At 70.0% G+C, this 25,464-nt stretch carries 27 protein-coding genes; 16 read left to right on the top strand and 11 right to left on the bottom strand.

The window, feature by feature from the left end:
* Positions 1-38 precede the first annotated feature (38 nt).
* The gene (locus BST44_RS10370; protein WP_083177035.1) at positions 39-1,184 is read left to right on the top strand and encodes a thiolase family protein; all 1,146 of its coding nucleotides are present in this window, start codon (positions 39-41) and stop codon (positions 1,182-1,184) included.
* Positions 1,181-1,984 carry a crotonase/enoyl-CoA hydratase family protein gene (locus BST44_RS10365; RefSeq protein WP_083177034.1) on the top strand — a complete coding sequence of 268 codons (804 nt, stop codon included), beginning with the start codon at positions 1,181-1,183 and terminating at the stop codon, positions 1,982-1,984. The genes BST44_RS10370 and BST44_RS10365 overlap by 4 nt, the downstream gene beginning before the upstream one ends.
* Before the next feature lie 101 nt (positions 1,985-2,085).
* On the opposite strand, the gene BST44_RS10360 is transcribed toward BST44_RS10365, so the two are convergent.
* A complete protein-coding gene (locus BST44_RS10360; protein ID WP_083177033.1) occupies positions 2,086-3,102 on the bottom strand; it encodes an NAD(P)/FAD-dependent oxidoreductase in 1,017 nt (338 codons plus the stop codon).
* Positions 3,099-3,599 carry an isoprenylcysteine carboxyl methyltransferase family protein gene (locus tag BST44_RS10355; RefSeq protein ID WP_083177032.1) on the bottom strand — a complete coding sequence of 167 codons (501 nt, stop codon included), beginning with the start codon at positions 3,597-3,599 and terminating at the stop codon, positions 3,099-3,101. Before BST44_RS10355 ends, BST44_RS10360 begins: the two co-directional genes overlap by 4 nt.
* 169 nt (positions 3,600-3,768) lie before the next feature.
* Between BST44_RS10355 and BST44_RS10350 the strand changes: the two genes are divergently transcribed.
* Both BST44_RS10350 and BST44_RS10345 read left to right on the top strand, forming a co-directional pair.
* Positions 3,769-4,914: an NAD(P)H-binding protein gene (locus BST44_RS10350; RefSeq protein WP_083177031.1), complete on the top strand. Its 1,146-nt coding sequence runs from the start codon at positions 3,769-3,771 to the stop codon at positions 4,912-4,914.
* Positions 4,911-5,633 (top strand): CPBP family intramembrane glutamic endopeptidase, encoded by a 723-nt coding sequence (locus BST44_RS10345; RefSeq protein WP_083177030.1) that lies wholly within the window; start codon positions 4,911-4,913, stop codon positions 5,631-5,633. Before BST44_RS10350 ends, BST44_RS10345 begins: the two co-directional genes overlap by 4 nt.
* 6 nt (positions 5,634-5,639) lie before the next feature.
* Here BST44_RS10345 and BST44_RS10340 read toward each other — a convergent pair whose 3' ends face one another.
* Entirely contained in the window at positions 5,640-6,980 is a 1,341-nt protein-coding gene (locus tag BST44_RS10340) for a DUF2867 domain-containing protein (protein ID WP_083177029.1), read from the bottom strand.
* 85 nt (positions 6,981-7,065) lie between these two features.
* Positions 7,066-7,875 carry an enoyl-CoA hydratase gene (locus BST44_RS10335; protein WP_083177028.1) on the bottom strand — a complete coding sequence of 270 codons (810 nt, stop codon included), beginning with the start codon at positions 7,873-7,875 and terminating at the stop codon, positions 7,066-7,068.
* A gap of 97 nt (positions 7,876-7,972) precedes the next feature.
* Here BST44_RS10335 and BST44_RS10330 point away from each other — a divergent pair, with 97 nt between their 5' ends.
* A complete protein-coding gene (locus BST44_RS10330) occupies positions 7,973-9,058 on the top strand; it encodes a CaiB/BaiF CoA transferase family protein (protein ID WP_083177027.1) in 1,086 nt (361 codons plus the stop codon).
* 53 nt (positions 9,059-9,111) lie between these two features.
* Positions 9,112-9,864 carry a 3-hydroxyacyl-CoA dehydrogenase gene (locus tag BST44_RS10325; protein ID WP_083177026.1) on the top strand — a complete coding sequence of 251 codons (753 nt, stop codon included), beginning with the start codon at positions 9,112-9,114 and terminating at the stop codon, positions 9,862-9,864.
* A gap of 133 nt (positions 9,865-9,997) precedes the next feature.
* On the opposite strand, the gene BST44_RS31310 is transcribed toward BST44_RS10325, so the two are convergent.
* Positions 9,998-10,120 carry a hypothetical protein gene (locus BST44_RS31310; protein WP_085981634.1) on the bottom strand — a complete coding sequence of 41 codons (123 nt, stop codon included), beginning with the start codon at positions 10,118-10,120 and terminating at the stop codon, positions 9,998-10,000.
* A gap of 310 nt (positions 10,121-10,430) precedes the next feature.
* Here BST44_RS31310 and BST44_RS10320 point away from each other — a divergent pair, with 310 nt between their 5' ends.
* Together BST44_RS10320 and BST44_RS10315 are read left to right on the top strand one after the other, a co-directional pair.
* The gene (locus BST44_RS10320) at positions 10,431-12,764 is read left to right on the top strand and encodes an MMPL family transporter (RefSeq protein ID WP_083177025.1); all 2,334 of its coding nucleotides are present in this window, start codon (positions 10,431-10,433) and stop codon (positions 12,762-12,764) included.
* A gap of 63 nt (positions 12,765-12,827) precedes the next feature.
* Positions 12,828-13,457, top strand: a complete 630-nt coding sequence (locus BST44_RS10315) for a class I SAM-dependent methyltransferase (protein ID WP_083177024.1) — start codon at positions 12,828-12,830, stop codon at positions 13,455-13,457.
* Positions 13,458-13,460: 3 nt separating this feature from the next.
* Here the strand turns inward: BST44_RS10315 and BST44_RS10310 are convergent, their stop codons facing one another.
* Entirely contained in the window at positions 13,461-14,174 is a 714-nt protein-coding gene (locus BST44_RS10310; RefSeq protein WP_083177023.1) for an NAD-dependent deacylase, read from the bottom strand.
* A 37-nt stretch (positions 14,175-14,211) separates the two neighbouring features.
* Here BST44_RS10310 and BST44_RS10305 point away from each other — a divergent pair, with 37 nt between their 5' ends.
* The gene (locus BST44_RS10305) at positions 14,212-14,577 is read left to right on the top strand and encodes an Rv1152 family transcriptional regulator (RefSeq protein WP_007169072.1); all 366 of its coding nucleotides are present in this window, start codon (positions 14,212-14,214) and stop codon (positions 14,575-14,577) included.
* A 21-nt stretch (positions 14,578-14,598) separates the two neighbouring features.
* On the opposite strand, the gene BST44_RS10300 is transcribed toward BST44_RS10305, so the two are convergent.
* Positions 14,599-15,120 (bottom strand): DUF1697 domain-containing protein, encoded by a 522-nt coding sequence (locus BST44_RS10300; protein ID WP_083177022.1) that lies wholly within the window; start codon positions 15,118-15,120, stop codon positions 14,599-14,601.
* A gap of 76 nt (positions 15,121-15,196) precedes the next feature.
* Here BST44_RS10300 and BST44_RS10295 point away from each other — a divergent pair, with 76 nt between their 5' ends.
* On the top strand, positions 15,197-15,640 hold the full coding sequence (locus BST44_RS10295) for a PPOX class F420-dependent oxidoreductase (protein ID WP_083177021.1): 444 nt from the start codon (positions 15,197-15,199) through the stop codon (positions 15,638-15,640).
* A gap of 18 nt (positions 15,641-15,658) precedes the next feature.
* Positions 15,659-15,853 (top strand): DUF5302 domain-containing protein, encoded by a 195-nt coding sequence (locus tag BST44_RS10290; RefSeq protein ID WP_083177020.1) that lies wholly within the window; start codon positions 15,659-15,661, stop codon positions 15,851-15,853.
* Between the two features lie 25 nt (positions 15,854-15,878).
* On the opposite strand, the gene BST44_RS10285 is transcribed toward BST44_RS10290, so the two are convergent.
* Entirely contained in the window at positions 15,879-16,412 is a 534-nt protein-coding gene (locus BST44_RS10285) for a nuclear transport factor 2 family protein (protein WP_083177019.1), read from the bottom strand.
* Between the two features lie 87 nt (positions 16,413-16,499).
* Between BST44_RS10285 and BST44_RS10280 the strand changes: the two genes are divergently transcribed.
* Positions 16,500-17,072, top strand: a complete 573-nt coding sequence (locus tag BST44_RS10280; protein WP_083177018.1) for an HhH-GPD-type base excision DNA repair protein — start codon at positions 16,500-16,502, stop codon at positions 17,070-17,072.
* 28 nt (positions 17,073-17,100) lie between these two features.
* Positions 17,101-17,247 carry a hypothetical protein gene (locus BST44_RS10275; RefSeq protein WP_007169078.1) on the top strand — a complete coding sequence of 49 codons (147 nt, stop codon included), beginning with the start codon at positions 17,101-17,103 and terminating at the stop codon, positions 17,245-17,247.
* A gap of 72 nt (positions 17,248-17,319) precedes the next feature.
* Here the strand turns inward: BST44_RS10275 and BST44_RS10270 are convergent, their stop codons facing one another.
* Positions 17,320-18,432, bottom strand: a complete 1,113-nt coding sequence (locus BST44_RS10270; protein ID WP_208619771.1) for an Rv1157c family protein — start codon at positions 18,430-18,432, stop codon at positions 17,320-17,322.
* Between the two features lie 31 nt (positions 18,433-18,463).
* Entirely contained in the window at positions 18,464-19,153 is a 690-nt protein-coding gene (locus tag BST44_RS10265; RefSeq protein WP_083177016.1) for a hypothetical protein, read from the bottom strand.
* A 180-nt stretch (positions 19,154-19,333) separates the two neighbouring features.
* Between BST44_RS10265 and BST44_RS10260 the strand changes: the two genes are divergently transcribed.
* Positions 19,334-20,629 (top strand): mannosyltransferase, encoded by a 1,296-nt coding sequence (locus BST44_RS10260; protein ID WP_244184776.1) that lies wholly within the window; start codon positions 19,334-19,336, stop codon positions 20,627-20,629.
* On the opposite strand, the gene BST44_RS10255 is transcribed toward BST44_RS10260, so the two are convergent.
* On the bottom strand, positions 20,630-20,914 hold the full coding sequence (locus BST44_RS10255; RefSeq protein ID WP_083177015.1) for a 4a-hydroxytetrahydrobiopterin dehydratase: 285 nt from the start codon (positions 20,912-20,914) through the stop codon (positions 20,630-20,632).
* Positions 20,915-20,938: 24 nt separating this feature from the next.
* Between BST44_RS10255 and BST44_RS10250 the strand changes: the two genes are divergently transcribed.
* Together BST44_RS10250 and BST44_RS10245 are read left to right on the top strand one after the other, a co-directional pair.
* Positions 20,939-21,343, top strand: coding sequence for a (deoxy)nucleoside triphosphate pyrophosphohydrolase (locus tag BST44_RS10250; protein ID WP_083177014.1), 405 nt, complete (start codon positions 20,939-20,941; stop codon positions 21,341-21,343).
* Positions 21,344-21,749: 406 nt separating this feature from the next.
* Entirely contained in the window at positions 21,750-25,448 is a 3,699-nt protein-coding gene (locus tag BST44_RS10245) for a nitrate reductase subunit alpha (protein WP_083177013.1), read from the top strand.
* The last annotated feature ends 16 nt before the right edge of the window (positions 25,449-25,464 follow it).

Raw genomic sequence — 25,464 nt, 5'->3', positions numbered from 1 at the left:
CCGTCGTCTGAATTCCACGCGTCAAAGGAGACCCAACCATGGCTGAAGCCGTCATCGTCGAGGCAGTGCGCTCACCGCTCGGGAAGCGCAACGGCGGGCTGTCCGGGGTGCACCCGGCCGACCTGTCCGCGCAGGTCCTGAACGGGCTGGTCGACAAGGCCGGTATCGACCCGGGAATCGTCGACGACGTGATCTGGGGCTGCGTGATGCAGGCCGGCGAGCAGGCCCTCGACATCGGCCGCACCGCCCTGCTGGCCGCCGGCTGGCCGGAGACCGTCCCGGGCGTGACCGTCGACCGCCAGTGCGGGTCGAGCCAGCAGTCCATCCACTTCGCCGCGGCGGGCGTGGTCGCCGGGCACTACGACGTCGTGGTCGCCGGCGGTGTCGAGTCGATGTCGCGGACGCCGATGGGCTCGTCGCTGGCCAACGGCGGCAACCCGTACCCCCAGGCTTTCAAGGACCGGTACCACCGGACGCCGAACCAGGGCATCGGCGCGGAAATGATCGCCGAGCAGTGGGGCTTCGACCGCACCGCGCTCGACGAGTTCTCGCTGGCATCACACGAAAAGGCTGCGGCGGCACAGGATTCGGGCGCGTTCGACGACCAGATCGTGGGCATCAAGGATCAGGACGGCAATGTCGTGCTCAAGGACGAGGGCATCCGCCGCGGCACCACAATGGAGAAGATGGCGTCGCTGAAGCCGGCGTTCAAGGAAGACGGCGTGATCCACGCCGGCAACTCCTCGCAGATCACCGACGGTTCGGCCGCACTCCTGTTCATGTCCGCCGAGAAGGCCAAGGAACTCGGCCTCAAGCCGATCGCGAAGGTGCACACCGCGGTACTGGCCGGCGCCGACCCGGTGATCATGCTGACGGCGCCCATCCCGGCGACCCAGAAGGCGCTGAAGCGCTCCGGCCTGTCCATCGACGACATCGGGGCCTACGAGGTCAACGAGGCGTTCGCGCCCGTCCCGCTGGCGTGGTTGAAGGATATCGGCGCCGACGAGAAGAAGCTCAACCCCAACGGCGGCGCCATCGCGCTGGGCCACCCGCTGGGCGGCTCGGGCGCGCGGATCATGACCACGCTGCTCTACCACATGCGGGACAAGGGAATTCGTTACGGCCTGCAGACGATGTGCGAGGGCGGTGGCCAGGCCAACGCCACCATCGTGGAGTTGCTGTGACGGACGCCCCGGCCGACCAGCCCGCGGTGCTGGCCGAGCGCCGCGGCAACGTCATGGTGATCACCATCAACCGTCCCGAGGCACGCAACGCCGTCAACGGCGCCGTCAGCGTCGGCGTCGGGAACGCGCTCGACGAGGCGCAGCGCGACCCCGACGTGCGGGCCGTGGTGATCACCGGCGCCGGCGACAAGTCGTTCTGCGCCGGGGCCGACCTCAAGGCGATCTCGCGCCGGGAGAACATCTACCACCCCGACCGTCCCGAGTGGGGGTTCGCCGGCTACGTGCACCACTTCATCGACAAGCCGACCATCGCGGCGGTCAACGGCACCGCGCTGGGCGGGGGCACCGAGCTGGCCCTGGCCAGCGACCTGGTGGTGGCCGACGAGCGGGCGAAGTTCGGCCTGCCGGAGGTCAAACGCGGCCTGATCGCGGCCGCCGGTGGTGTCTTCCGGATCGTGCAGCAGCTGCCGCGCAAGGTGGGCATGGAGCTGCTGTTGACCGGCGAGCCGATCACCGCCGCCGACGCCTGCGAATGGGGCCTGATCAACCAGGTCGTCAAGGGCGGGACGGTGCTCGACGCCGCGCTGGACCTGGCCGCGCGGGTGACGGTCAACGCCCCGCTGTCGGTGCAGGCCAGCAAGCGCATCGCCTACGGTGTCGACGACGGCGTGGTCACCGACGAGGAAGCCGGGTGGGCGCGGACCATGAACGAGATGCGCGGCCTGCTCAGGTCGGAGGACGCCAGGGAGGGGCCGCTGGCGTTCGCCGAGAAGCGGGAGCCGGTCTGGAAGGCGCGCTAGTCACGTAGCGCGAGCCGGGGGACCTGGCGCGAGCAGACGCAAAAGCACGCGACACGCCGGAGGGTGATGCGATTTTGTGTCTGCTCGCCCTTTACGGGGAGCTAGGACGCCAGGACGTTCACCCCGCGACGGAACGCGCCGGGCAGCAGCCTGCAGGCCGGCACGATCGCGCGGCGCGCCACCGGCGGGGCGCTGCCGAGCACCAGCGCGCGCGTCAGCAGCCGGTAATTGCGGGTGATCCGTTGCCACGCAAGCTCATACGACGACGGTTCGCCGGCGGTGATGGCGGCGACGGCCGCGGCCGCTTGCTTGACGGCCAGGCTGATGCCCTCACCGGTCAGCGCGTCCTCGTACCCCGCCGCGTCGCCCACCAGCAGCACCCGCCCGGCGACCCGGCGGGAAACCACCTGCCGCAACGGCCCGCACCCGCGCGGCTCGCCCCGAGCGGCGCCGTCCAGCCGCCGTGCCAGCTCGGGGAACCACGCCAGGTCGGGCCGTCCCCGCGACAGGATCGCCACCCCGACCAGGTCCGGCTCCACCGGCGTCACGTACGCCTCGCCCCAGCGTGACCAGTGCACCTCGACGAACTCCGACCACGCCGGCACCCGGAAATGCCAGCGCACGCCGTAGCGCCGCGGCGATCCGGCCGTCGACGCGATCCCGACGGACCGCCGGACCGCAGAGTGCAGACCGTCGGCGGCCACCAACCATTTCGCGCGCACACCGGCGGCCGTCACCCCGTGGGCGTCCTGCTGCACGGTGGTCACCCGCGCCCGAAGCCATTCGGTGTCTTGCTCTTTGGCGCGCGCGGCCAGCGCCGCGTGCAGTGTGGTACGTCGGACGCCCCGGCCGGGCCCGCGGCGAAACCGCGCCTGCGCCCGACGGTGCTCGCTCGCGTAGGCGATTCCGTGAAAAGGCATGCCGGCCGGGTCGACGCCGAGGGACATCAGCTCGGCCAACCCGCCGGGCATCAGGCCCTCGCCGCACGCCTTGTCGATCGGCCCCTCCCGCGGTTCCGCGACGACCACCGAAAGCCCGTGGCGGCGGGCGTGCAACGCCGTGGCCAGGCCGCCCGGGCCACCGCCGACGATCAACAGGTCGGTGTCGTAATCGCTCACGTGTAGCCCAGGGCGGAGTTCTCGACATGCAGCCGCACCCGCAGCAACGCCGCGTTGGCCAGGGTGAAAATCACCGCGGTCAGCCACGCCGTGTGCACCAACGGCAGCGCCAACCCCTCAGCCACCACTGCAACATAGTTCGGGTGGTGCAGCCACCGGTAGGGGCCCCGTTGCACCAGCGGGGCCTGCGGCAACACGATCACCCGGGTGTTCCACCGCCGGCCCAGCGTGGCGATGCACCACCAGCGCAGGCCCTGGCTCAGGGCCACCACCGCCAGCATCGGCCAGCCCAGCCACGCGATGAAAGGCCGGTGCAGCGCCCACGGCTCGACGAGGCAGCCGACGAGCAGCCCCGTATGCAGCACCACCATCACCGGGTAATGCGGTCGCCCAAACTCCTTGGCGCCCTGGGCTAAAGACCACCGGGCGTTTCGGGTGGAGACCACCAGCTCCGCGACGCGTTCGATGGCGACGGCCAGGACCAGCAGGTAATACATGGCTCCACTATCTCTTGAAGGTTCATCGTGGGTCACGATGCCGCCGCCGCGCCGGTTCACCCGCCGCGAGCGGGGGGCACCTCCCGCTTGCGGGAAACACATGGCGAAAATCCGGGCCGAAAATCGCACGGGCGTCACGCACGCGGACGCGGCCGCTAGGTTGGACGGTATGCGGATCCTGGTCACCGGCGCCACCGGCTATGTCGGATCGCGGCTGGTCACCGCCCTGCTGGCGGACCGGCACCAGGTCGTTGCCGCCACCCGAAAGCCCGAATCCCTCAGGCGGTTCGGGTGGTTCGGCGACGTCACACCGGTGACACTAGACGCCAGCCAGCCCGCGTCGACCCGGGCGGCCTTCGCCGGCTGTGGCCCGGTCGACGTGGTGTATTACCTGGTGCACGCCATCGGTCAGCCCGGCTTCCGCGACGCCGACAGGGCCGCGGCGGCCAACCTGGCCGCGGCCGCCAGGGATGCCGGTGTGCGACGCATCGTCTACCTGGGCGGATTCGTGCCGGCCGACGAGGTGCTGTCCGAGCACCTGACCAGCCGGGCGGAGGTGGCCGAGGCCCTGACGGTCCCCGACGGCCCCGAGCTGGTGTGGCTGGGCGCGGCGATGATCATCGGCGCCGGCTCGACGTCGTTCGAGATGATGCGCTACGTCGGCGACCGGTTCCCGCTCATGCCGATACCGAGCTGGATGGACAACCCGATCGACCCGATCTCCATCCGCGACGTCCTGCACTACCTGGTCGCCGCGGCCGACCCCGGCCTGTTACCGGCGGGGGCGTACGACATCGCCGGCCCGGACACCACGTCCTACCGCGAGCTGCTCAAGACGTATGCGCGCATCTCCGGCAGGTTTCACGCCGGGTTGCCGGTCGGCAGGGTCGACACCGGGCTGGCGTCGCTGGTCACCGGCGTCGCGCTGCCGGTGCCACCCGGGCTGGCCGGGGATCTGGTGGAATCGCTGGACCATCCGATGGTGGCGTCCGAGAGCGACTTACGCGATCGGGTGCCCGACCCGCCCGGTGGGTTGCTCGGCGTCGGGGACGCCATTGCCCTAGCCTTGGCCGATCAGCCACATCGCCCGTGCCCGGTCAACGCCCTGGCCGATCCCCATCACCTGGCCAACACCGATCCGGTGTGGGCCGGTGGTGACGCGCGGCGCATCCGCCACGTCGCGCGGCGGCTCACCCCACCGGTCGCGCGGCCGGCTCTGCGGCTGGTCGGCATGGTCCCGGGTCCGCTGGCCGGAGCGCTTCGAACCGGACTCGACTTCCTGATCGCCCTGACCCCGAAGGTGCGTCCCGTATGAGCCAGTCAACCGCCCCGTCCCACACCGGCGTGCTGTCCGAGTGGTCGCGCGCGCTCACCAAGGTCGCCGTGCCGCACCATGAGTCGCCCGCCGTCGTGCGCCGCCGGCGGGTCATCGTGGCCGTCACGGTGGTGCTCGGCGCCGTGGTGCTCGGGTTTTCGTTGCGGCGCCATCCGGGCGACGCGAGCTTCTATTGGCTGACCTTGGCGCTGGCGGGGGTGTGGGCCGCCGGCGGGTTCGCGTCCGGCCCGCTGCATCTCGGCGGCATCTGCTGGCGCGGCCGCAACCAGAGGCCGGTCATCACCGGGATGACGATCGGCTTGCTGCTCGGCGCGGTCTTCGTGATCGGCGGGCTGATAGCCCGGGAGATCACGCCCGTGGCCGAGCTGATCACCAGAGTGCTGGAATACGCCCACCACGGCTGGTATCCGGTGATCGTGGCGATCACCCTGGTCAACGGCGTGGCCGAGGAGGTGTTCTTTCGCGGCGCGCTCTACACGGCCCTGGGCCGGTTTCACCCCGTCCTGATTTCGACCATCCTGTACACGTTCGCGACGCTGGCCAGTGGCAATCCCATGCTCGGTTTCGCCGCGATCATCCTGGGGACGGTGTGCGCGTTCGAGCGCCGGGCGACCGGCGGTGTCCTGGCGCCGGTGCTCACCCACTTGGTATGGGGGCTGATCATGGTTCTCGTGCTGCCCCCGATGTTCGGCGTCTGACGCCCGCTACCCCGCGGAACCGACGACCTCGCGGGCCAGCGCGCGCGTCGCGGCGTGGTGCGCGGGCCGCGCGAAGAACCAGTACGCCCGCCCCGGGATGCCCCGCGGCAAAAAGATGGACCGCTGGGTGTAGCGGCTGCCGCGGCCGTCCCGCGGCGTGACCGTGATCTCGAGCCATTCCCGTCCCGGCGCCCGCTTGGTGGAGCGCAGCCGCAACAGGGCGCCCGCCGCGCGCTCCTCGACCTGCCAACCGTCCGCTCGCGAATGCACCGCGTTCTCCGCCGCCTGCCAGACGTGGGCGGGTTCGCTGGCGGTTTCGGCGGTTCGCACATCGGTGTAGACGATCTCGCCCGCCCAGTCCGGGTCGCTGGGCAGCGCCTCGGCCGGTTCGGACCGCAGCGACGACCACGAGGGCTCCGGGACTCCCCGGGCGGCCCGCGCAAGCGCCAGTTCGACGGACCGGCGGTAGCCGGTCAGGCCACCGGGCGGCGGTTCGATGATGCCGTCGACGTCGTGGTTGCGCATCACCGCGTCGCACTCCAGCGATTCGATCAGCGGCCGCGCCAGTCCCGGCGGGATCGGCGTCACGGTCCCCACCCAGAGGCTGGCGATCGTCGGCGTCAGAAACGGCAGCACGATCAGATAGCGCTTGCCCAGCCCCGCCACGTCGGCGTAGACCCGCATCATGTCGCCGTACTCCAGGACGTCGGGCCCGCCGATGTCCCAGGTGCGCGATGACGGGACCGGCGCCGTCGCCGCGGCGACCAGGTAATAGAGCACGTCGCGCACCGCGATCGGCTGGATCTTGTTGTGCACCCATTTCGGGGTGGTCATCACCGGCAACCGGTCGGTGAGGTGCCGGATCATCTCGAACGACGCGGACCCGGAGCCGACGACGACACCCGCCTGCAGCACGACGGTCTCGATTCCCGAATCGATGAGCGCGTCGCCGACCGCCGCCCGCGATTGCAGGTGCGGCGAGAGCTTCCCGCCCTCGGGATGCAGCCCACTCAGGTAGACGATGCGCCGCACCCCGGTGCGACGGGCCGCGCTGACGACGTTGCGCACCGCGCGCGTCTCCTCGTCGGCGAAGTCCTTCGACGTGCCCATCGAGTGGACCAGGTAGTAGACGACGTCGATCCCGTCGAACGCCGCGATCAGGGAATCGACGTCACCCAGGTCGCCCCGCGCGACCTCGGCCCGCCGCCGCCACGGCACGTCTTCCAACTTGGCCGGGTTGCGGGCCAGGGCGCGGACCCGGTGACCTTCGTCCAGCAGTCGCGGCGCAAGCCGGGCACCGATGTAACCGGTCGCCCCGGTCACGAGGCAGCGCAGCTGTCCAGCCATGGAATCTCCGTTCGTCGTCTGCCAATTATTCGGACCCGACGCGGGGGAGGATTACCGGCTTGGGCCACCCGTAAGCGCCATAGCGTCAGCGATCGGTGAAGTCGGGCGAGCGGCGCTGCTGGAAAGCGGTTGCGCCCTCGACGAAGTCATGTGACCGCAGCAGCACGGCCTGTCCGTCGTATTCACGCTGCAACGCCGGGTCCAGCTGGGGCAGCGTGGCCGCGTTGATGGCGAGCTTCGTCCTGGCGAACGCCGCGACGGGGCCCGCCAACAGCCTCGCGATCACCTTGTCCACCTCGGCCTCGAATGCGTCGGCCGGGTAGACCGCGCTGACCAGGCCCCAGGACAGCGCCTCGGCGGCCGGCAGGCGTTCGGCCAGCAGCGCCATGTGCATCGCCCGGATGCGGCCGACGGCCGCGGCGATCAACGCGGACGCCCCGCCGTCGGGCATCAGGCCGATCTTGGTGAAGGCGAGCATGAAAAAGGCGCTCTCCGAGGCCAATACGACGTCGCAAGCCAACGCCAGCGAAACGCCGACGCCGGCCGCCGGGCCCTGGACCACGGCGACCACCGGGTGCGGCACCGCGGCGATCGCCCGGATCAGCCGGTTGATCTCGAGCACGATCTCGTCCGGCGACACCCCGGTGCCCGACACGTCGTCGGCGCTGATGCCCGCCCCGGAACAGAAGCCGCGGCCCGCGCCGCCGAGCCGCACCAGCTTCACCTCCGGGTCGGCGGCCGCACGCTCCATCGCGTCGGCGAGGCCCGTAATCACGGGCACGGTCAGCGAATTGAGGCTGTCGGGGCGGTCGATGGTCACCGACAGCACGCCGTCGGTCAGCGTGACGGCAAGGCCCTCGACGGGGGTCAGGGTGTCGATCGCGGATTGCGGCATGGCCTCACCCTAAGTGACCGGGCTGCGCGCCGGTCCACGGCGGCTGCGAAGATGCCAACTACAACGGGCGTCAGAGCAGACGAAAGGTCGGTAGATCGTGGCTGGACCGCTGAAGGGACTTCGGGTCGTCGAGTTGGCCGGCATCGGGCCGGGACCGCACGCGGCGATGATCTTGGGGGATCTGGGCGCCGACGTGGTACGCATCGATCGGCCGTCGACCGGGCCCGGCGGTGTCGCAAAGGACGCGATGCTGCGCAACCGGCGCGTGGTGACCGTCGACCTCAAGTCCGACGAGGGACGTGCGACCGTGCTCAAGCTCGTCGCCAAGGCCGACGTCTTGATCGAGGGCTTCCGCCCCGGCGTCACCGAGCGGCTCGGCCTCGGGCCAGAGCAGTGCGCCGAGGTGAACGAGCGGCTGATCTACGCCCGGATGACCGGCTGGGGGCAGTCCGGCCCGCGCAGCCAGCAGGCCGGCCACGACATCAACTACATCTCGCTGAACGGGATCCTGCACGCGATCGGCCGGGCGAACGAGCGGCCCGTCCCGCCGCTGAACCTGGTCGGCGACTTCGGCGGCGGCTCGATGTTCCTGTTGCTCGGGATCCTGTCGGCGCTGTGGGAGCGGCAGAACTCCGGCAAGGGTCAGGTGATCGACGCCGCCATGGTGGACGGATCCAGCGTGCTGATCCAGATGATGTGGGCGATGCGGGGCCTGGGCATGTGGTCGGACGCGCGCGGCACCAACATGCTCGACGGCGGCGCGCCGTACTACGACACCTACGAGTGCGCCGACGGGCGCTACGTCGCCGTCGGCGCCATCGAGCCGCAGTTCTACGCGGCCATGCTGGCCGGGCTGGGCCTGGATCCCGCCAACCTGCCGGCGCAGAACGACGTGACCCGCTGGCCCGAGCTGCGCGCGGCGCTGACGGCGGCGTTCGCGGGTCACGACCGCGACCACTGGGCCAAGGTGTTCGCCGATTCGGACGCGTGCGTGACGCCGGTGCTCGCGTTCGGGGAGGTGCAGACCGAGCCGCACATCACCGAGCGCAACACCTTCTACGACGTCGACGGTGGCCTGCAGCCGTTGCCCGCCCCGCGGTTCTCCCGCACCCGGCCCGACGTGCCGCGCCCGCCGGCCGCGCCGCTGGCCGACGTCGAGGCCGTGCTCAACGACTGGGTATAGTCGCCAACCAACTGGTTGGCTGGACGCAACATGACCCTCGAGGAAGGATTCGCATGGAAATCAAGGACGCCGTCGCCGTCGTCACCGGGGGCGCCTCGGGCCTGGGCCTGGCCACCACCAAGCGGCTGCTGGACGCCGGCGCGCAGGTGGTGGTCATCGACCTGCGCGGCGAAGAGGCGGTCCGGGAGCTCGGCGAGCGCGCCCGCTTCGTGCAGGCCGACGTGACCGACGAGGCCGCCGTCGGCAAGGCGCTCGACGTGGCCGAGTCGCTGGGCCCGCTGCGCATCAACGTCAACTGCGCCGGCATCGGCAACGCCATCAAGACGCTGTCCAAGGACGGCCCGTTCCCGCTGGACGCGTTCAAGAAGGTGATCGGGGTCAACCTGATCGGCACGTTCAACGTGCTGAGGCTCGCCGCCGAGCGCATCGCCAAGACCGAGCCCGTCGGGGAAGAGCGCGGCGTCATCATCAACACCGCCTCGGTCGCCGCCTTCGAGGGCCAGATCGGGCAGGCCGCCTACTCGGCGTCCAAGGGCGGTGTGGTCGGCATGACGCTGCCGATCGCGCGCGACCTGTCCCGCGAGCTCATCCGCGTGGTGACCATCGCGCCGGGATTGTTCAAGACCCCGCTGCTGGGATCGCTGCCGGAGGAGGCGCAGAAGTCGCTGGGCAAGCAGGTCCCGCACCCGGCCCGGCTGGGCGACCCCGACGAGTACGGGGCGCTCGCCGTGCACATCGTCGAGAACCCGATGCTCAACGGCGAGGTGATCCGGCTGGACGGCGCCATCCGCATGGCGCCCCGCTGAGGCCCTCGAACACGAAAGCCCCCCGCAACCAGCGGGGGGCTTTCGTAGTAGGAGAAAGAACTTATCGACGGAACCATCGACTGACAGCGGGTTCGGCCATCAACAGCCGTGCGAGCATACTCATGGCCGCTGCTCAGCTCGCCGCTTGGAGTTCTTCGAACTGCTCCGAGGTCTCGCCTTCCACCAGCACGTCGCCGTGGTAGAGAGCTTCGAAGTCAACCTTGATGACGTCGGCACTTGTGTCGTCGATCCACATGACACTGAGCGTATGGGCCACCATTAAGGAATCTTTGAGTCACGATTCGGAAAACGGTGGCAATTTACCCACGGGTAGGGTTCGGGCCGTCAAGCGCGCCGTTTAGGCCCGCGACCTGCTTAATTACCGCACAACTTTCTGGCCGGACTCTTACCGTCGGCGCGGTTTAGAACGCCGCATTGAACCGTATGCCCGCCGCCACCCGTACTTGAGAAGGAATCTGTTTGACGCGTGAAAACTAACGTTTGTTAGGTTGTCGCGAGTACGCCAGCGGCCAGCGCGATCAGCACCGGCGGCGGAAGGGCTCGGAATGCTGCAGGGGATAGCCCGGATGGCCATCGCGGCGCCGCGCCGCATCATCGCGATAGGCGTCCTGGTCTTCGCCGCCGCCGCCATCTTCGGAATCCCCGTCGCCAAGAGCCTCTCACCCGGGGGATTCCAGGATCCGCACTCGGAGTCCGCCCACGCGATCGGTGTGCTGACCGACAAGTTCGGCCAGAGCGGTCAACAGATGCTGATCCTGGTGACCGCCCCCGGCGGCAGCAACAGCGAACGGGCCCGCGCCGTCGGCACCGACCTGGTCAGGCAGTTACGGAGTTCGCCGCTGGTCTACAACGTCTCGTCGCCGTGGACCCAGCCTGTTGCTGGCCCGCCCGGGCCAAACGCCGACCTGGTCAGCCGCGACGGCAAGTCGGGGCTGATCGTGGTCAACCTCAAGGGCGGCGAGAACTACGCGCAGAGCAACGCCCAAACCATCGCGGACCGATTCATCCATGACCGCGACGGCGTCACCGTGCGCGCCGGCGGCACGGCGATGCAGTACGCGCAGATCAACACGCAGAATCAGGCCGATCTGGTGGTGATGGAGATGATCGCGCTGCCGCTGAGCTTCCTGATCCTGATCTGGGTGTTCGGCGGGCTGCTGGCGGCGGCGTTGCCGATGGCGCTGGGCGCGCTGGCCGTCGTGGGGTCCATGACGGTGCTGCGGCTGATCACGTTCACCACCGAGGTGTCGATCTTCGCGCTCAACCTGAGCACCGCCCTGGGCCTGGCGCTGGCCATCGACTACACGCTGCTGATCGTCAGCCGTTATCGCGACGAGCTGGCCGAGGGCCGAGACCGCGACGAGGCGTTGGTCCGGACCATGGCCACCTCGGGGCGCACGGTGTTGTTCTCCGCCGTCACCGTCGCGTTGTCCATGTCGGCGACGGTCGCGTTCCCGATGTACTTCCTCAAGTCGTTCGCCTACGCCGGCGTGGCGACCGTCGCGTTCGTCGCGACCGCCTCGATCGTGATCACCCCGGCCGCCATCGTGCTGCTGGGCCCCCGGCTGGACGCGCTGGACGTGCGTCGGCTGATGCGCCGGGCGTTCAGGCGTCCCGAGCCGGCGCACAAGCCGGTCGAGCAACTGTTCTGGTACCGGTCGACCAAGTTGGTGATGCGCCGCTGGGCGCCGATCGGGCTGACCGTCGTCGCGCTGCTGCTGCTGCTGGGGCTACCGTTCCTGTCGGTCAAGTGGGGTTTCCCGGACGACCGGGTGCTGCCGCGGTCGGCGTCGTCGCATCAGGTGGGGGACCGGCTGCGCAACGATTTCGCGGACGACTCCGCGACGTCGGTGCCGATCGTGGTCCCCGACGCGCGTGGCCTGAACCCGGCGGACCTCGACTCCTACGCCGCCGCCCTGTCGCGGGTTCCCGACGTGTCGGAGGTGTCGGCCCCCGGCGGGACCTTCGTCGGCGGCAACCGCGCGGGTCCACCGGCCGGGGCGACCGGGATCGCCGGCGGCAGCGCCTTCCTGACCGTCAGCAGCACGGCGCCCCTGTTCTCCGCGGCGAACGACGCCCAACTGAATCGGTTGCACGAGGTGCCCGGGCCGGCCGGCCGCTCCGTCGCGATGGGCGGCGTCGCCCAGGTCAACCGCGATAGCGTCGACGCGGTCACCGACCGGCTGCCGCTGGTGCTCGGGTTGATGGCCGCGATCACCTTCGCGCTGCTGTTCCTGCTCACCGGCAGCGTCCTGCTGCCGGCCAAGGCGCTGGCCTGCAACATCTTGTCGCTGACCGCCGCGTTCGGTGCGCTGGTGTGGATCTTCCAGGACGGGCATCTCGGCGCGCTCGGCACCACGCCGAGCGGGACGCTGGTCGCCAACATGCCGGTGCTGCTGTTCTGCATCGCCTTCGGGCTGTCGATGGACTACGAGGTGTTCCTGCTCTCGCGGATCCGCGAGTACTGGCTGGCGTCGGGGGCCGCTCGCCCGGCGCGCCCGAGCCCGAAGCAGGCGCACGCCGCCAACGACGAGAGCGTCGCCCTCGGCGTCGCCCGCACCGGTCGGGTGATCACCGCGGCCGCGCTGGTGATGTCGATGTCGTTCGCCGCGCTGATCGCCGCCCACGTGTCGTTCATGCGGATGTTCGGCCTCGGCCTGACGCTCGCCGTGTTCGCCGACGCCACCCTGGTCCGGATGGTGGTCGTGCCGGCGTTCATGCACGTGATGGGGCGGTGGAATTGGTGGGCGCCCAGGCCGCTGGCCTGGCTGCACGATCGGTTCGGCATCAGCGAAAGCGGGGAACGGGGGGGCGGCTACGTCGTGCCGGTGCCCCTCGACGGCGGCCCGCTGGCCGAACCGGTGCCCAACATCGGGTAACCCCGCGATCGAACGGCCGCAAGACACCTATTCTGGGGCTCATCCGAATCGGAAGGTTGAGGTATGACAACGGCGGTGGACAACCCGTTCTTCGCACGCATCTGGCCCGTCGTCGCCAGCCACGAAACCGAGGCGATACGGGCGCTTCGCCGGGAGAACCTGGCCGGCCTGTCCGGGCGGGTGCTGGAAGTCGGCGCCGGCATCGGGACGAACTTCCCCCACTACCCGCAGTCGGTCCACGAGGTGGTCGCCGTCGAGCCCGAGCCGCGGCTGGCGGCCCAGGCCCGCGCCGCGGCGGACGTGGTGCCGGCGCGCGTGGTCGTGACCGGCGAGACGGCGGAAGGGTTCACCGGCGGCGAGCCGTTCGACGCCGTGGTGTGCTCGCTGGTGTTGTGCTCCGTGCGCGATCCCGGCGGCGTCCTGCGACGCCTGTATTCGTTGCTGCGTCCGGGCGGGGAACTGCGCTACCTCGAGCACGTGGCGAGCGCCGGCGCGCGGGGCCGCCTGCAACGGGTCGCCGACGCGACGCTGTGGCCCAAGTTGTTCGGCAACTGCCACACCCACCGCGACACCGAACGCTCGATCGTCGACGCCGGATTCGAGATCGACGCCTCGCGCCGCGAGTTCACCCTGCCGGCGTGGGCGCCGATGCCGGTGTCCGAACTCCTGCTGGGCCGCGCCCGCAGGCCGTAGGGGCTACCGCAGCAGGGCGGGCAGCCGCTGCAGCAAGCCGGGCAACGCCTGGCTGGCCGTCTCGCGGATGCTGATCGTCGCGTTCCTGGACAGCGGCGTGACCTCGGGGTTGACCTCGATGACGGCGGTGCCGCGCGACAGCGCCAATTCGGCGAGCCCGGCCGCCGGATAGACGATCGCCGAGGTCCCCACGACCACCATCACGTCGGCGGCCTCGGTCGCCTCGACGGCCGACTGCCACGGCTCGTCGGGCAACGGCTCACCGAACCACACGATGTCCGGCCGGATCAGGCCACCGCAGTGGCAGACCGGCGGCTCCACCTCCAGCGTCGGCTCGGGCATCTTGGGCAGCGCCCCACTGTACGGCATACCGCAACGGTCGCAACGGAATTCGAACAGGCTGCCGTGCAGGTGGTGAACCGGCATGCTGCCGGCGCGCTCGTGCAGGTCGTCGACGTTCTGCGTGATGACGCTGACCTCGGCGCCGTCCTGCCAGGCCGCGATGGCGCGATGGCCCGTGTTGGGCTGCACGTCGGCGACCAGATAGTGCCGCCACAAGTACCAACCCCAGACCCGTTCGGGGTTGTCGCGCCACCCTCGGGTGCTGGACAGCTCGTAGGGGTCGAAGCGGGCCCACAGCCCGTTCTTGTCGTCGCGGAAGGTCGGCACCCCGCTCTCCGCGGAGATCCCCGCGCCGCTCAGCACCGTTACTCGCATCCCACAAAGATAGCTGTGCTTGCGACATACTGAAGACGTGGAGCTGCGGGATTGGCTGAAGGTCGACGTGAAGGCGGGCAAGCCGCTGTTCGACCAGCTCAGGACCCAGGTCATCGACGGTGTGCGGGCCGGCGCGTTGCCGCCCGGCACACGGCTTCCGACGGTACGTGATCTGGCCGGCCAGCTGGGCGTCGCGGCGAACACCGTGGCCCGCGCCTATCGCGAGCTGGAGTCGGCGGCGGTCGTCGAAACGCGGGGACGCTTCGGCACTTTCATCTCCCGCTTCGACCCGACCGACGCCGCGATGGCCGCCGCGGCCAAGGAGTACGTCGAGGTGGCGCGCGCGCTGGGGCTGACCAAGTCCGACGCGATGCGCTACCTGACGAACGTCCCGGACGACTGAGCCCGCCTGGCGCGCCGCGTTTTACCGCAACACCTTGCCCAGCGTGCGCAAGTTGCGCGTGGTCGTCGAGGACTTGTAGCGCGGCTTGCCCATCGTCTTGCCGATCGTGCTGTCCAGGGTGCCGCCCTTGGGCACCTGCCAATAGACCACACCCGGGCCGGGGGCGATCTTCTCGTCCGGCCCGGCGTCGCCGGCCAGCGCGGCGAGCTCGTCGAGCACCGCGTCGTCGGCCACGAACGTGACATAGGACTGGTAGCCGTCGACCTCGGGCTCGAACGGGTAGGCATCGACGACGGCCCGGACCGTCTTGAGGTCGTAGACCAGCACCCACGCGTCGTAGCCGAACCGCTCGCGCAGCGCGGCCTCGGCCTTCTTGCGCACCGCCGCGGCGCCGGCCGACGACTCGAGCAGGACGTTGCCGGTGGCCAGGATGGTGCGCACGCCGGTGAAGCCCGCGTCGGTCAGGGCGCGTGCCACCTCGGCCATCTTGAGGTTGACGCCGCCCACGTTGACGCCGCGCAGGAAAGCCGCGTACTCGGTCATGATCCGATTCCACCAGGGTGGACCGCGCCGACGTGATCCGGGACCGGTCACTCGACGCGCGACGTAGGCTTTCCCCATGGGACGCCAAGTCTTCGACGACAAGCTGCTGGCCGTGATCAGTGGAAACTCTCTCGGAGTGCTGGCCACCATCAAACGGGACGGGCGTCCGCAACTGTCGAACGTGAGCTACCACTTCGACCCGCGCGACCTCGCGGTGCGCGTGTCGATCACCGAACCGCGGGCCAAGACCCGCAACCTGCGCCGCGATCCGCGGGCATCGATCCTGGTCGACGCCGACGACGGGTGGTCGTATGCGGTGGCCGAGGGCACGGCGGTATTGACGCCGCCCGCGGCCGCACCCGACGACGACACCGTCGAGGCGCTGATTGCGTTGTACCGCAACATCGCCGGCGAACACCCGGATTGGGACGAGTACCGCCAGGCGATGGTCACCGACCGGCGGGTGCTGCTGACGCTGCCGATCGCGCATCTGTATGGCATGCCTCCGGGCAAGCGGTAATCGGGCTAGGCTGCCGCTATGGCCGAGTCGAACTCCAAGCAGGACGCTTCGGGGGCAGAGGACGAGAACAAGCGCAAGTTTCGCGAAGCGCTGGAACGCAAGATGTCCAAGTCGTCGGGCGGATCCGACCACAGGGACGGCGGCGGCAAGCAGTCGCGGGCGCATGGTGCGGCCGGCGGCGGCCGTCGGGAATTCCGCCGCAAAAGCGGCTAGAGCCGTTACCGGACAGCAATTCTCGTCAGGCTTCGGGCCCGGTGAACAGGCCGGCCGAGGGGTCGGCTTGGCCCGGCTTGCCGCGCGGGCTGCCCCGGGTGCTGGGGTGTGAGAAGTCCAGCCGGGACGGGTCGTTCTGGTACGCCCAGTCCGCCACGATGGTGCGCTGACGGAACTTCCAGCGGCCGTCGTGGCGGGCGTACTTGTCCAGGTACCGGCCGCCGATGACGACGTCGACGTCGTGTTCGGGACCGGCGAAGGTGTGGAACACCAGGCAGTATATCTCGCCGCTGGCCGCGTCGCCCTCGACCTCGAAATTCGTCGTGGTGATGTTGTGTTGCGAGACAAGCACATACGGTTCGGCGGCCCGTAGCTGTGCGATGAACTGCTCGACGCCGCCCGTCGCGAACGAGCCGTGGGAGTCGACCGCGTCGGGGTGGTACAGGCCGCGCAGCGCCTGGTAGTCGGCCCGGTCGACGGCCCGGCAGTACGCGGTGACGAGCGCGTGCAGTTCGTCGCGGGCCAGCATCAGCGCCAATCGGGCCTCATCCACCACCACGCCACGATAACGCGGTGGTTGGGTGAGTAGTCTCCCACCAACGGCTCATCGGTCTTAGGGTGTTCAGCGGAAGGAAGGTCGTTGACGGTGAAACTCTGGCTCGCTCAAGATCCCGAGGCCGACGCGCTGCTGGACGAGAATCCCCTGGCCCTGCTCATCGGGATGGTCCTCGATCAGCAGGTGCCGTTCGAGACGGCCTTCGCGGGACCGAAGAAGATCGCGGACCGGATGGGCGGCTTCGGCGCTCACGAAATCGCCGAGTACGACCCCGACAAGTTCGCCGCGCTGTGCTCGGAAAGGCCTGCGATCCACCGATTTCCGGGGTCGATGGCCAGGCGGATCCAGGCGCTGGCCCAGATCATCGTGGACCGCTATGACGGCGATGCCGCCGGATTGTGGAAGGACGGGGACCCCGACGGCGCGGAGCTGCTGCGGCGAATCAAGGGTCTGCCCGGCTTCGGCGAGGTCAAGGCGCAGATCTTCCTGGCCCTGCTCGGCAAGCAGTACGGCGTCACCCCGAAAGGCTGGCGCGCGGCGGCCGGGCAGTTCGGCGAGGCCGGCACGCACATCTCCGTCGCCGACATCGTCGACGCCCGATCGATGGACCAGGTGCGGTCCTACAAGAAGCAGATGAAGGCAGCAGCCAAAGCGGCGAAGTAGTGGGTGACCAGAAGGGAAGGGCGGCAACGTGAAGACACATTTGACGTGTCCGTGCGGGGAAGCCATCGTCGGCAAGGACGAGGACGAGCTGGTCGAGCTGACCCAGGCTCATCTCGCCAGTGTTCATCCGGGCCTCGAGTACGACCGGGACGCGATCCTGTTCATGGCGTACTGACGCCCAACCTGACAGGAGCGCGCGTGCCCCGGAGGGGGACACGCGCGCCCGGGGCGGGGGACCGTGCCGGCCCTACGGCACCACCGTGGAGCCGATGGTGGGCATGAACTGGCACTGCTTTTCCTTGGTGGTGACCTGACCGAAGATGGTCGACATGATGCTGCCCGAACCGGTGTCGGCAATCGCGGTCAGCGTCGTCGGGCCCTCGGCGTTGATGTCGGTGCGCGGCTTGAGCGCGACGGTCCCCGACTTGCCCGTGGTCAGGTTCACCCACGTGACGTTCAACGGCAGCTTCTGCACCTCGGCGGGGCCGGGCGTGCCGACGGCGGTGAACACGTAGGCGGTCTGCCCGGGGCCCGGCCCCGGCGTCGGGATCTTCGCGGGCCCCGCCACCGACAGCGCCGTTGCGATCGCCGTGCTGCCGTCCGCCAGGCAGTTGGTGCCGATCGAGGGATACATGAAGTCCTGCGTGGGCGGCGCGTCGGGGCCGAACCCCGGGGCGGCCGCCGCGGGAGCGGGCGCGGGCGCCGGTGCGGCGTCCGGCGCGGGGGCCGGTACCGCCTCCGGCGCGGGTGGCGCCGGTACGGGCGCCGCGGCGGGTGCGACGGACGGGGCCGCGGCCGGCGGCGCCGCGCTCGGCCCCGGTCCGGCGGCGTGTGCGGGGTCGATGCCGGCCGGCAGGTGCGCCTGGGGCGCCGGTTCGGCGCCGGCCGGCGGCGCCGCGACCCGGCCCGGTCCGGCGGCGTGTGCCGGGTCGATGCCGGTCGGCAAGTGCGACTGGGCGCCCGGTTCGACACCCGCCGCCGGGACGTGCGGCACCGGAGCGGCGTCCGGAAGCGCCGTCCCAGGCTCGCCCGCCGCACCCGGCGTCGCCAGGAACTGGTTGACCGACGTGGCCACGTTCCGGGACTCGGCGGGCGCGTTCTGGTTGTGGCTGAAAGCTTGCGCTGCGGCCATGAGCAGCTGTGTCGCCTGCCCGGGATCGGTGGCCGCCTGCTGAATGATCGGGCTCAGCTGCGACAACGCCGGCAGCCCGGGAAGTTCTTGGGTGGGGCTCGGTTGCGGTGTCGCCGGGTCGGCTGCCGCGCTCGGGCAGAACCCGAACGCGGCAGCCGATGCCGTCACGACAGCGGCCAATCCTTTGGACAGATTCCAAGTGGTTGCCACGGTGTGTCCTCCGGTCAGTAGGGGGTGGCTGTGCTGTCTGGCTGACTACTCAGGGCAGGGCGGCGAGCAGCGGCGCTACCGGGTTGGCCCCGGTTGCCGGTGCGGCCGGTGCGGCCGGTGCCGCCGGTGCCGCCGGTGCCGGAGCCCCGGCCAGCGCCGGCAGGTCCTGCGGCAGGGTCATCTGCGCGGGCATGTTGACCGGCAGGTTGGGCAGAAACGCCGGCATGTCGACCTTCGCCTGCGGAATCTGCGGGCTCGGCGGGGTGGCGGGGGCGGTCGGCGTCGACAGCCCGGGGATCGCCGGCAACCCGGGGATGGACGACGCGGCCGGCGCGGCGGGCGCCGCGGGTGCCGGCTGCGTGAGCCCAGGGATCAACCCCTGCAGGCCCTGCGTGGCCGTCGCGGTGGACGGCGCGGAGGGCGTGGCCGCCTGGGGCAGCCCGGGAATCGAGGGGATGCCCGCCGGTGACGTCGCCGGTGACGTCGTGGCGGCCGAGGGAACTCCCGGGAAGGTGATGCCCGGGGCGGCCGGCGCGGCCGGCGGGGTCGCGCCCAGCGCGGTTGCGAGGTTCTGCAGGATTTGGGGCGCGTTGGCCGCCGAACTGATCAGCTGCTGCGGAATGTTCGGAATCGGCGGAGCCGGCACGGGGTCGGCGTGGGCGATACCGCCCGTGAGTAGGGCTGCGGACGAACCGACGACGACGGCCGCTGCACGCATGTAAGTCCAGATGGTTGGCATGACTCTCCCTGGTTGTGGAAAACGGGTCCGCCGCCGAAGTTACGTTGATACTGGTGGGACTCAAGTGACACGTGTGGCATTTATTTGATCGTTACTGATACGAGTGGCTGCGGTGACCAAACGCCCCGCGACCAGGCCCGATCCGGTAACGCGTCCGTCCCCGCCGCGCACGGCCGGGCGATCGCTAAAGTCGTGCTGATAGACACCACCTCGGCCGCGCCGGCGACCCCCCCGCGCCGGCGATTCGCGAGTTCGCTTCGGGCGGCGGCACCCGCGCTGCTGGTCGCCAGCGTCGCCGCGCGGCTCGCGTGGACGTATCTGACCCCGCACGGGGCGAACTTCGTCGACCTGCACGTCTACCTCGGCGGTGCCGCCGCCATCGACCATCCCGGCACGCTGTACAGCTACGTCTACGCCGATCAGACGCCCGACTTCCCGCTCCCGTTCACCTATCCGCCCTTCGCGGCGGTCGTCTTCTACCCGCTCACCCTGCTGCCCTTCACCGTGGTCGCCTTCGGGTGGCAGATCGCGACGATGGCCGCGCTCTACGGCGCGATCCGGATCAGCCAGCGCCTGATCGGCGTCGCGCCGGGCGCCGACGGTCGCCGCCTCGCGATGGCCTGGACGGCGGTCACGATCTGGATCGAGCCGCTCCGCAGCACGTTCGACTACGGGCAGGTCAACGTGCTGCTGATGCTGGCGGTGCTCTGGGCGGTGCTGACGACGCGGTGGTGGCTGTCGGGGCTGCTGGTCGGCGCGGCGGCCGGGATCAAGCTGACGCCCGCGATCGCCGGCGTCTACCTGGTCGGGATGCGGCGCTGGGCCGCGGCGGCCTTCTCCTTCGCGGTCTTCCTCGCCACCATCGGCGTGTCGGCCCTGGTCGTCGGCGACCAGGCCCGCTATTACTTCACGAAGCTGCTCGGCGACGCGCACCGCGTGGGGCCCATCGCCACGTCGATCAATCAGTCCTGGCGCGGCGGCATCTCCCGGATCCTCGGTCACGACGCCGGCTTCGGCCCGGGGGTCCTGGCCGCCATCGCCGTCACCGCGGTGCTGGCCGTGCTGGCGTGGCGCGCGCTGGACAGCTCGGATCGGCTGGGCAGGTTGCTGGTGGTCGAGATGTTCGGGCTGCTGCTGTCCCCGATCTCGTGGACCCACCACTGGGTGTGGCTGGTGCCGCTGATGATCTGGGCGATTCACGGCCCGCTGCGCGAGCGTCCCGGCGCGCGGATGGTGGGCTGGGGCTGGCTGGCGCTCACCGCCGTCGGCGTGCCGTGGCTACTGCTCTTCGCGCAGCCGACCATTTGGCAGATCAGCCGGCCGTGGTATCTGGCCTGGGCAGGCCTGGTCTACATCGTGGCGGCGGTGGCCACCCTGGGCTGGATCGCGGCCGCCGGCCGATCCCGCGAACTGGGGGCACCACCCGCTCACGGGGGACACGCCGGCGTGACGGTCGAGGACGGGGCGCACGACTAATTAGTCTTCGACGATCCCGTCGATGTCGTGCGCCATGGCGACGTCCTTCTCGGTGATGCCTCCCTCGGAATGCGTCACCAAGGCGAAACTCACTGTCCGCCAACGAATATCGATGTCCGGGTGATGGTCCTTGCTCTCCGCGTGCTCGCCCACCCGGCGCACCGCGTCGATGCCGGCCAGAAAACTCGGGAACTTGATCGACCGGCGCAGCGCGCCGTCGACGCGCTCCCATCCGTTGAGATCGGGCAGTGCGGCGTCCACCTGCTCATCCGTTAACACAGCCATGTCTCGACCGTATACCGTCTGGCCATGCCGACCCAGATCGTCGTCGCGGGCGCGGTCATCCGCGGCGCCACGGTGCTGGTGGCGCAGCGTCTGCGGCCGCCCGAGTTGGCCGGCCGCTGGGAGTTGCCCGGCGGCAAGGTCGCGGCGGGCGAAAGCGAGCACGCCGCGCTGGCCCGGGAGCTGGCCGAGGAACTGGGCCTGACGGACGGCGACGTCGCAGTGGGCGACCGCCTCGGCGCCGACATCGCGCTGGACGGCATCACGCTGCGGGCGTACCGCGTGGACTTGCTCGGCGGTGAACCGCGCGCGCACGACCACCGCGCGCTGCGCTGGGTGACGGCGGCCGAGGTGCCCGACGTCGACTGGGTGCCGGCCGACCGCGGCTGGCTCGCTGACCTGGTGCGGACGCTGGCCGGCGAAAGCTCATAACAAGTCCACAGCCTTTCCGAAGCTGACGTCCAGCGCCGTAGAAGGTCACCCATGTGAACTTGGGATATAACAACGGAACTTGTAATAAACGACTTGACCTCGAGGTGCATGCGGTAAGCGATCCGTCGCCCGCCCCGAGCATCTCCGGATCTACAAACGCATGCTGACCAGACGATTCCTCGTTAACAGGCCGCGCGCGACGGAGGTGATGGGCCTGTCTCCCGCGGCCTATGCTGGTGCTCGATCGCTCCCCAGCGCGCGGGCCGCCGACATCGATGGCGCTGCCGATCCGGGTTGGCGCGGGCGGCCGAATCGGTGGGCCGGGGTCCGGCGCACACGACGCATCTGGGGTCGAAGCGACGGCCCGGCTACGACGCGCGACGCTACGGAGTAGAAGGGGTACCTGTTGACTGTCACGCCACACGTCGGTGGAGCGCTCGAGGAGTTGCTGGAGCGCAGCGGGCGCTTCTTCACGTCCGGCGAAATCTCCGCCGACCTGCGCACGGTCACACGCAAGGGCGGCCGCGAGGCCGACGTGTTCTATCGCGACCGGTGGAGCCACGACAAAGTGGTCCGCTCCACCCACGGCGTCAACTGCACCGGTTCCTGCTCGTGGAAGATCTACGTCAAGGACGGGATCATCACGTGGGAAACCCAGCAGACCGACTATCCCACGGTGGGCCCGGACCGTCCGGAATACGAGCCGCGCGGTTGCCCCCGCGGCGCGTCGTTCTCCTGGTACAGCTACTCGCCGACCCGCGTGCGCTATCCCTACGCGCGGGGCTTGCTGGTCGAGATGTACCGGGAAGCCAGGGCGCGGCTCGGGGATCCGGTGCTGGCGTGGGCCGACATCCAGGCCGACCCCGAGCGCCGGCGCCGCTATCAGCGCGCCCGCGGCAAGGGCGGACTGGTCCGGATCACCTGGGCCGAGGCCACCGAACTCATCGCCGCCGCCCACGTGCACACCATCAAGACCTACGGCCCCGACCGGGTCGCCGGGTTTTCGCCGATCCCGGCGATGTCGATGGTCTCCTATGCGGCGGGCTCGCGGTTCTTCGAGCTGATCGGCGCCCCCATGACGTCGTTCTACGACTGGTACGCCGACCTGCCGGTGGCCTCCCCGCAGGTGTTCGGCGACCAGACCGACGTGCCCGAGTCCGGGGACTGGTGGGACGCCGCGTACCTGATGATGTGGGGCTCCAACGTCCCGATCACCCGGACGCCGGACGCGCACTGGATGGCCGAGGCGCGTTACCGCGGCACCAAGGTGGTGACCGTCAGCCCCGACTACGCCGACAACACCAAGTTCGCCGACGAATGGATGCCGTGCGCGGCCGGCACCGACGGGGCGCTGGCCATGGCGATGGGCCACGTCATCCTCTCGGAATGCTATGTGCAGAAAGAGGTTCCGTTCTTCACCGATTTCGCGCGCCGCTACACCGACCTGCCGTTCCTGATCAAGCTGGAAGAACGCGGCGACATGCTGGTGCCGGGGAAGAACCTCACGGCGGCCGATCTGGGGGAGGCGGTCGAGAACGCGGCGCTCAAGCCCGCGGTGCTGGACGAGACCACCGACTCGGTGATGGTGCCGCACGGTTCGCTGGGATTCCGCTACGGCGAGGACGGGGTCGGGAAGTGGAACCTCGACCTCGGCGCGCTGCAGCCCGCGCTGAGCGTGCGAAACACGCACGGCCGCAACGGGGACGCCGATACCGCGCTGGTGCACCTGCCCAGCTTCGACACGATCAACGGTGAGGGCACCACCGTGGCGCGCGGGGTCCCGGTGCGCCGCGCCGGCCAACACCTGGTGTGCACGGTGTTCGACCTGATGCTCGCCCAGTACGGGGTGGCCCGGCCGGGATTGCCCGGCGAGTGGCCGACCGGCTACGACGACGGGACCCAGCCGAACACCCCGGCCTGGCAGGAGCCAATCACCGGCGTGTCGGCCGCGCAGGCCATCCGCGTGGCCAAGGAATTCGCCCGCAGCGCAGAGGAATCCGGCGGCCGGTCGATGATCATCATGGGCAGCGGCATTTGTCAGTGGTTCCACGGTGACGCGATCTACCGGGCGGTGCTCGCGCTGCTGATGCTCACCGGGTCGATGGGACGCAACGGCGGCGGCTGGGCGCACTACGTCGGCCAGGAAAAGGTGCGTCCGCTCACCGGGTTTCAGACGATGGCGATGGCCACCGACTGGGTGCGCCCGCCGCGGCAGGTGCCGGGCGCTTCGTACTGGTACGCGCACACCGACCAGTGGCGCTACGACGGCTACGGGGCCGACAAGCTGGCCAGCCCGCTGGGCCGCGGCCGGTTCGCGGGCAAGCACACGATGGACCTGCTGGCGTCGGCGACGGCGATGGGCTGGAGCCCGTTCTACCCCCAGTTCGACCGGTCCAGCCTGGACGTCGCCGACGAGGCGTGCGCCGCAGGCCGCGACGCCTCCGACTACGTCGCCGAGCAACTCCGCGACCGCAAACTCAAGCTGTCCGTCACCGATCCGGACAACCCGGTCAACTGGCCACGGGTGCTTACGGTGTGGCGGGCCAACCTGATCGGGTCGTCGGGCAAGGGCGGCGAGTATTTCCTGCGCCATCTGTTGGGAACCGACGCCAACATCCAGGCCGAGCCGCCCGCCGACGGGGTACCGCCCGCCGACGTGGTGTGCGAGGGCGACATCCCGGAGGGCAAGCTCGACCTGATGATGTCGATCGACTTCCGGATGACGTCGACGACGCTGGTCTCCGACATCGTGCTGCCGGCGGCGACCTGGTACGAGAAGGCCGACATCTCGAGCACGGACATGCACCCGTACGTGCACGCGTTCAGCGCCGCGACCGATCCGCCGTGGGAAACCCGTTCGGACTTCGAGGCTTTCGGCGCGATCGCGCGCGCCTTCAGCGCCCTAGCCAAGCGGCACCTGGGCACCCGCAGCGACGTGGTCCTGACCGCGCTGCAGCATGACACCCCGGACGCGATGGCCTATCCCGATGGCACGGAACAAGACTGGCTGCACACCGGCGCCACCCCGGTGCCCGGGCGGACGATGGCCAAGCTCACCGTGGTGGAACGCGACTACGGCGCCGTCTACGACAAGTGGCGGACGCTGGGCCCGCTGGTCGACACGTTCGGGCTGACCACCAAGGGCGTCACGGTGCATCCGTTCCGGGAGGTCGAGGAGCTCTCGGCCAAGTTCGGCGTGATGAATTCCGGTGCGGCGGCGGGCCGTCCGGCCATCACCACCGCCGCGCGGATGGCCGACGTGCTGCTGCTGCTGTCCGGCACCACCAACGGGCGGCTCGCCGTCGAGGGCTTCCGCGAGCTGGAGAAGCGGACGGGCCAGCGGCTGGCACACCTGGCCGAGGGCAGCGAGGAGCGCCGCATCAGCTACGCCGACACCCAGGCGCGGCCGGTCCCGGTGATCACCAGCCCGGAATGGTCGGGCAGCGAAACCGGCGGGCGCCGCTACGCGCCGTTCACCATCAACATCGAGAACCTCAAGCCGTTCCACACGCTGACCGGCCGGATGCACTTCTATCTGGCCCACGACTGGGTGGAGGAACTCGGCGAGCACCTGCCGGTGTTCCGGCCGCCGCTGGACATGGCGCGGCTGTTCGGCCAGCCCGAGCTCGGCCCCACCGACGACGGGGTCGGCCTGACGGTGCGGTACCTGACCCCGCACTCGAAGTGGTCGTTCCACTCCACCTACCAGGACAACCTCTACATGCTGTCGCTGTCCCGGGGCGGCCCGACGATGTGGATGAGCCCCGGAGACGCAGCCAAACTCAAAGTGCGCGACAACGATTGGGTGGAGGCGGTCAACGCCAACGGCATCTACGTGTGCCGGGCCATCGTCAGCCACCGCATGCCCGACGGCGTGGTCTTCGTCTACCACGTGCAGGAGCGCACGGTCGACACGCCCCGCACCGAGACCAACAACAAGCGCGGCGGCAACCACAACGCGCTGACCCGGGTCCGCATCAAGCCGAGCCACCTCGCCGGCGGCTACGGCCAGCACGCGTTCGCCTTCAACTACATGGGACCGACCGGCAACCAGCGCGACGAGGTCACCGTGGTGCGCCGTCGCAGTCAGGATGTGACGTACTGATGCGCGCACGGGAAGC

Origin of the sequence: Mycobacterium scrofulaceum (assembly GCF_002086735.1) — a bacterium.
GTDB lineage: Bacteria > Actinomycetota > Actinomycetes > Mycobacteriales > Mycobacteriaceae > Mycobacterium > Mycobacterium scrofulaceum.
This window is presented reverse-complemented; position numbering and strand designations above follow the sequence as displayed.

Coding starts and splice junctions, on each gene's coding strand:
- BST44_RS10250 (WP_083177014.1), top strand. CDS start 20,939: ATGCCGACCCAGATCGTCGTCGCGGGCGCGGTCATCCGCGGCGCCACG.
- BST44_RS10340 (WP_083177029.1), bottom strand. CDS start 6,980: ATGGCTGGACAGCTGCGCTGCCTCGTGACCGGGGCGACCGGTTACATC.
- BST44_RS10295 (WP_083177021.1), top strand. CDS start 15,197: ATGGGACGCCAAGTCTTCGACGACAAGCTGCTGGCCGTGATCAGTGGA.
- BST44_RS31310 (WP_085981634.1), bottom strand. CDS start 10,120: ATGTGGATCGACGACACAAGTGCCGACGTCATCAAGGTTGACTTCGAA.
- BST44_RS10350 (WP_083177031.1), top strand. CDS start 3,769: ATGCGGATCCTGGTCACCGGCGCCACCGGCTATGTCGGATCGCGGCTG.
- BST44_RS10290 (WP_083177020.1), top strand. CDS start 15,659: ATGGCCGAGTCGAACTCCAAGCAGGACGCTTCGGGGGCAGAGGACGAG.
- BST44_RS10335 (WP_083177028.1), bottom strand. CDS start 7,875: ATGCCGCAATCCGCGATCGACACCCTGACCCCCGTCGAGGGCCTTGCC.
- BST44_RS10345 (WP_083177030.1), top strand. CDS start 4,911: ATGAGCCAGTCAACCGCCCCGTCCCACACCGGCGTGCTGTCCGAGTGG.
- BST44_RS10300 (WP_083177022.1), bottom strand. CDS start 15,120: ATGACCGAGTACGCGGCTTTCCTGCGCGGCGTCAACGTGGGCGGCGTC.
- BST44_RS10310 (WP_083177023.1), bottom strand. CDS start 14,174: ATGCGAGTAACGGTGCTGAGCGGCGCGGGGATCTCCGCGGAGAGCGGG.
- BST44_RS10320 (WP_083177025.1), top strand. CDS start 10,431: ATGCTGCAGGGGATAGCCCGGATGGCCATCGCGGCGCCGCGCCGCATC.
- BST44_RS10325 (WP_083177026.1), top strand. CDS start 9,112: ATGGAAATCAAGGACGCCGTCGCCGTCGTCACCGGGGGCGCCTCGGGC.
- BST44_RS10315 (WP_083177024.1), top strand. CDS start 12,828: ATGACAACGGCGGTGGACAACCCGTTCTTCGCACGCATCTGGCCCGTC.
- BST44_RS10265 (WP_083177016.1), bottom strand. CDS start 19,153: ATGCCAACCATCTGGACTTACATGCGTGCAGCGGCCGTCGTCGTCGGT.
- BST44_RS10370 (WP_083177035.1), top strand. CDS start 39: ATGGCTGAAGCCGTCATCGTCGAGGCAGTGCGCTCACCGCTCGGGAAG.
- BST44_RS10255 (WP_083177015.1), bottom strand. CDS start 20,914: ATGGCTGTGTTAACGGATGAGCAGGTGGACGCCGCACTGCCCGATCTC.
- BST44_RS10355 (WP_083177032.1), bottom strand. CDS start 3,599: ATGTATTACCTGCTGGTCCTGGCCGTCGCCATCGAACGCGTCGCGGAG.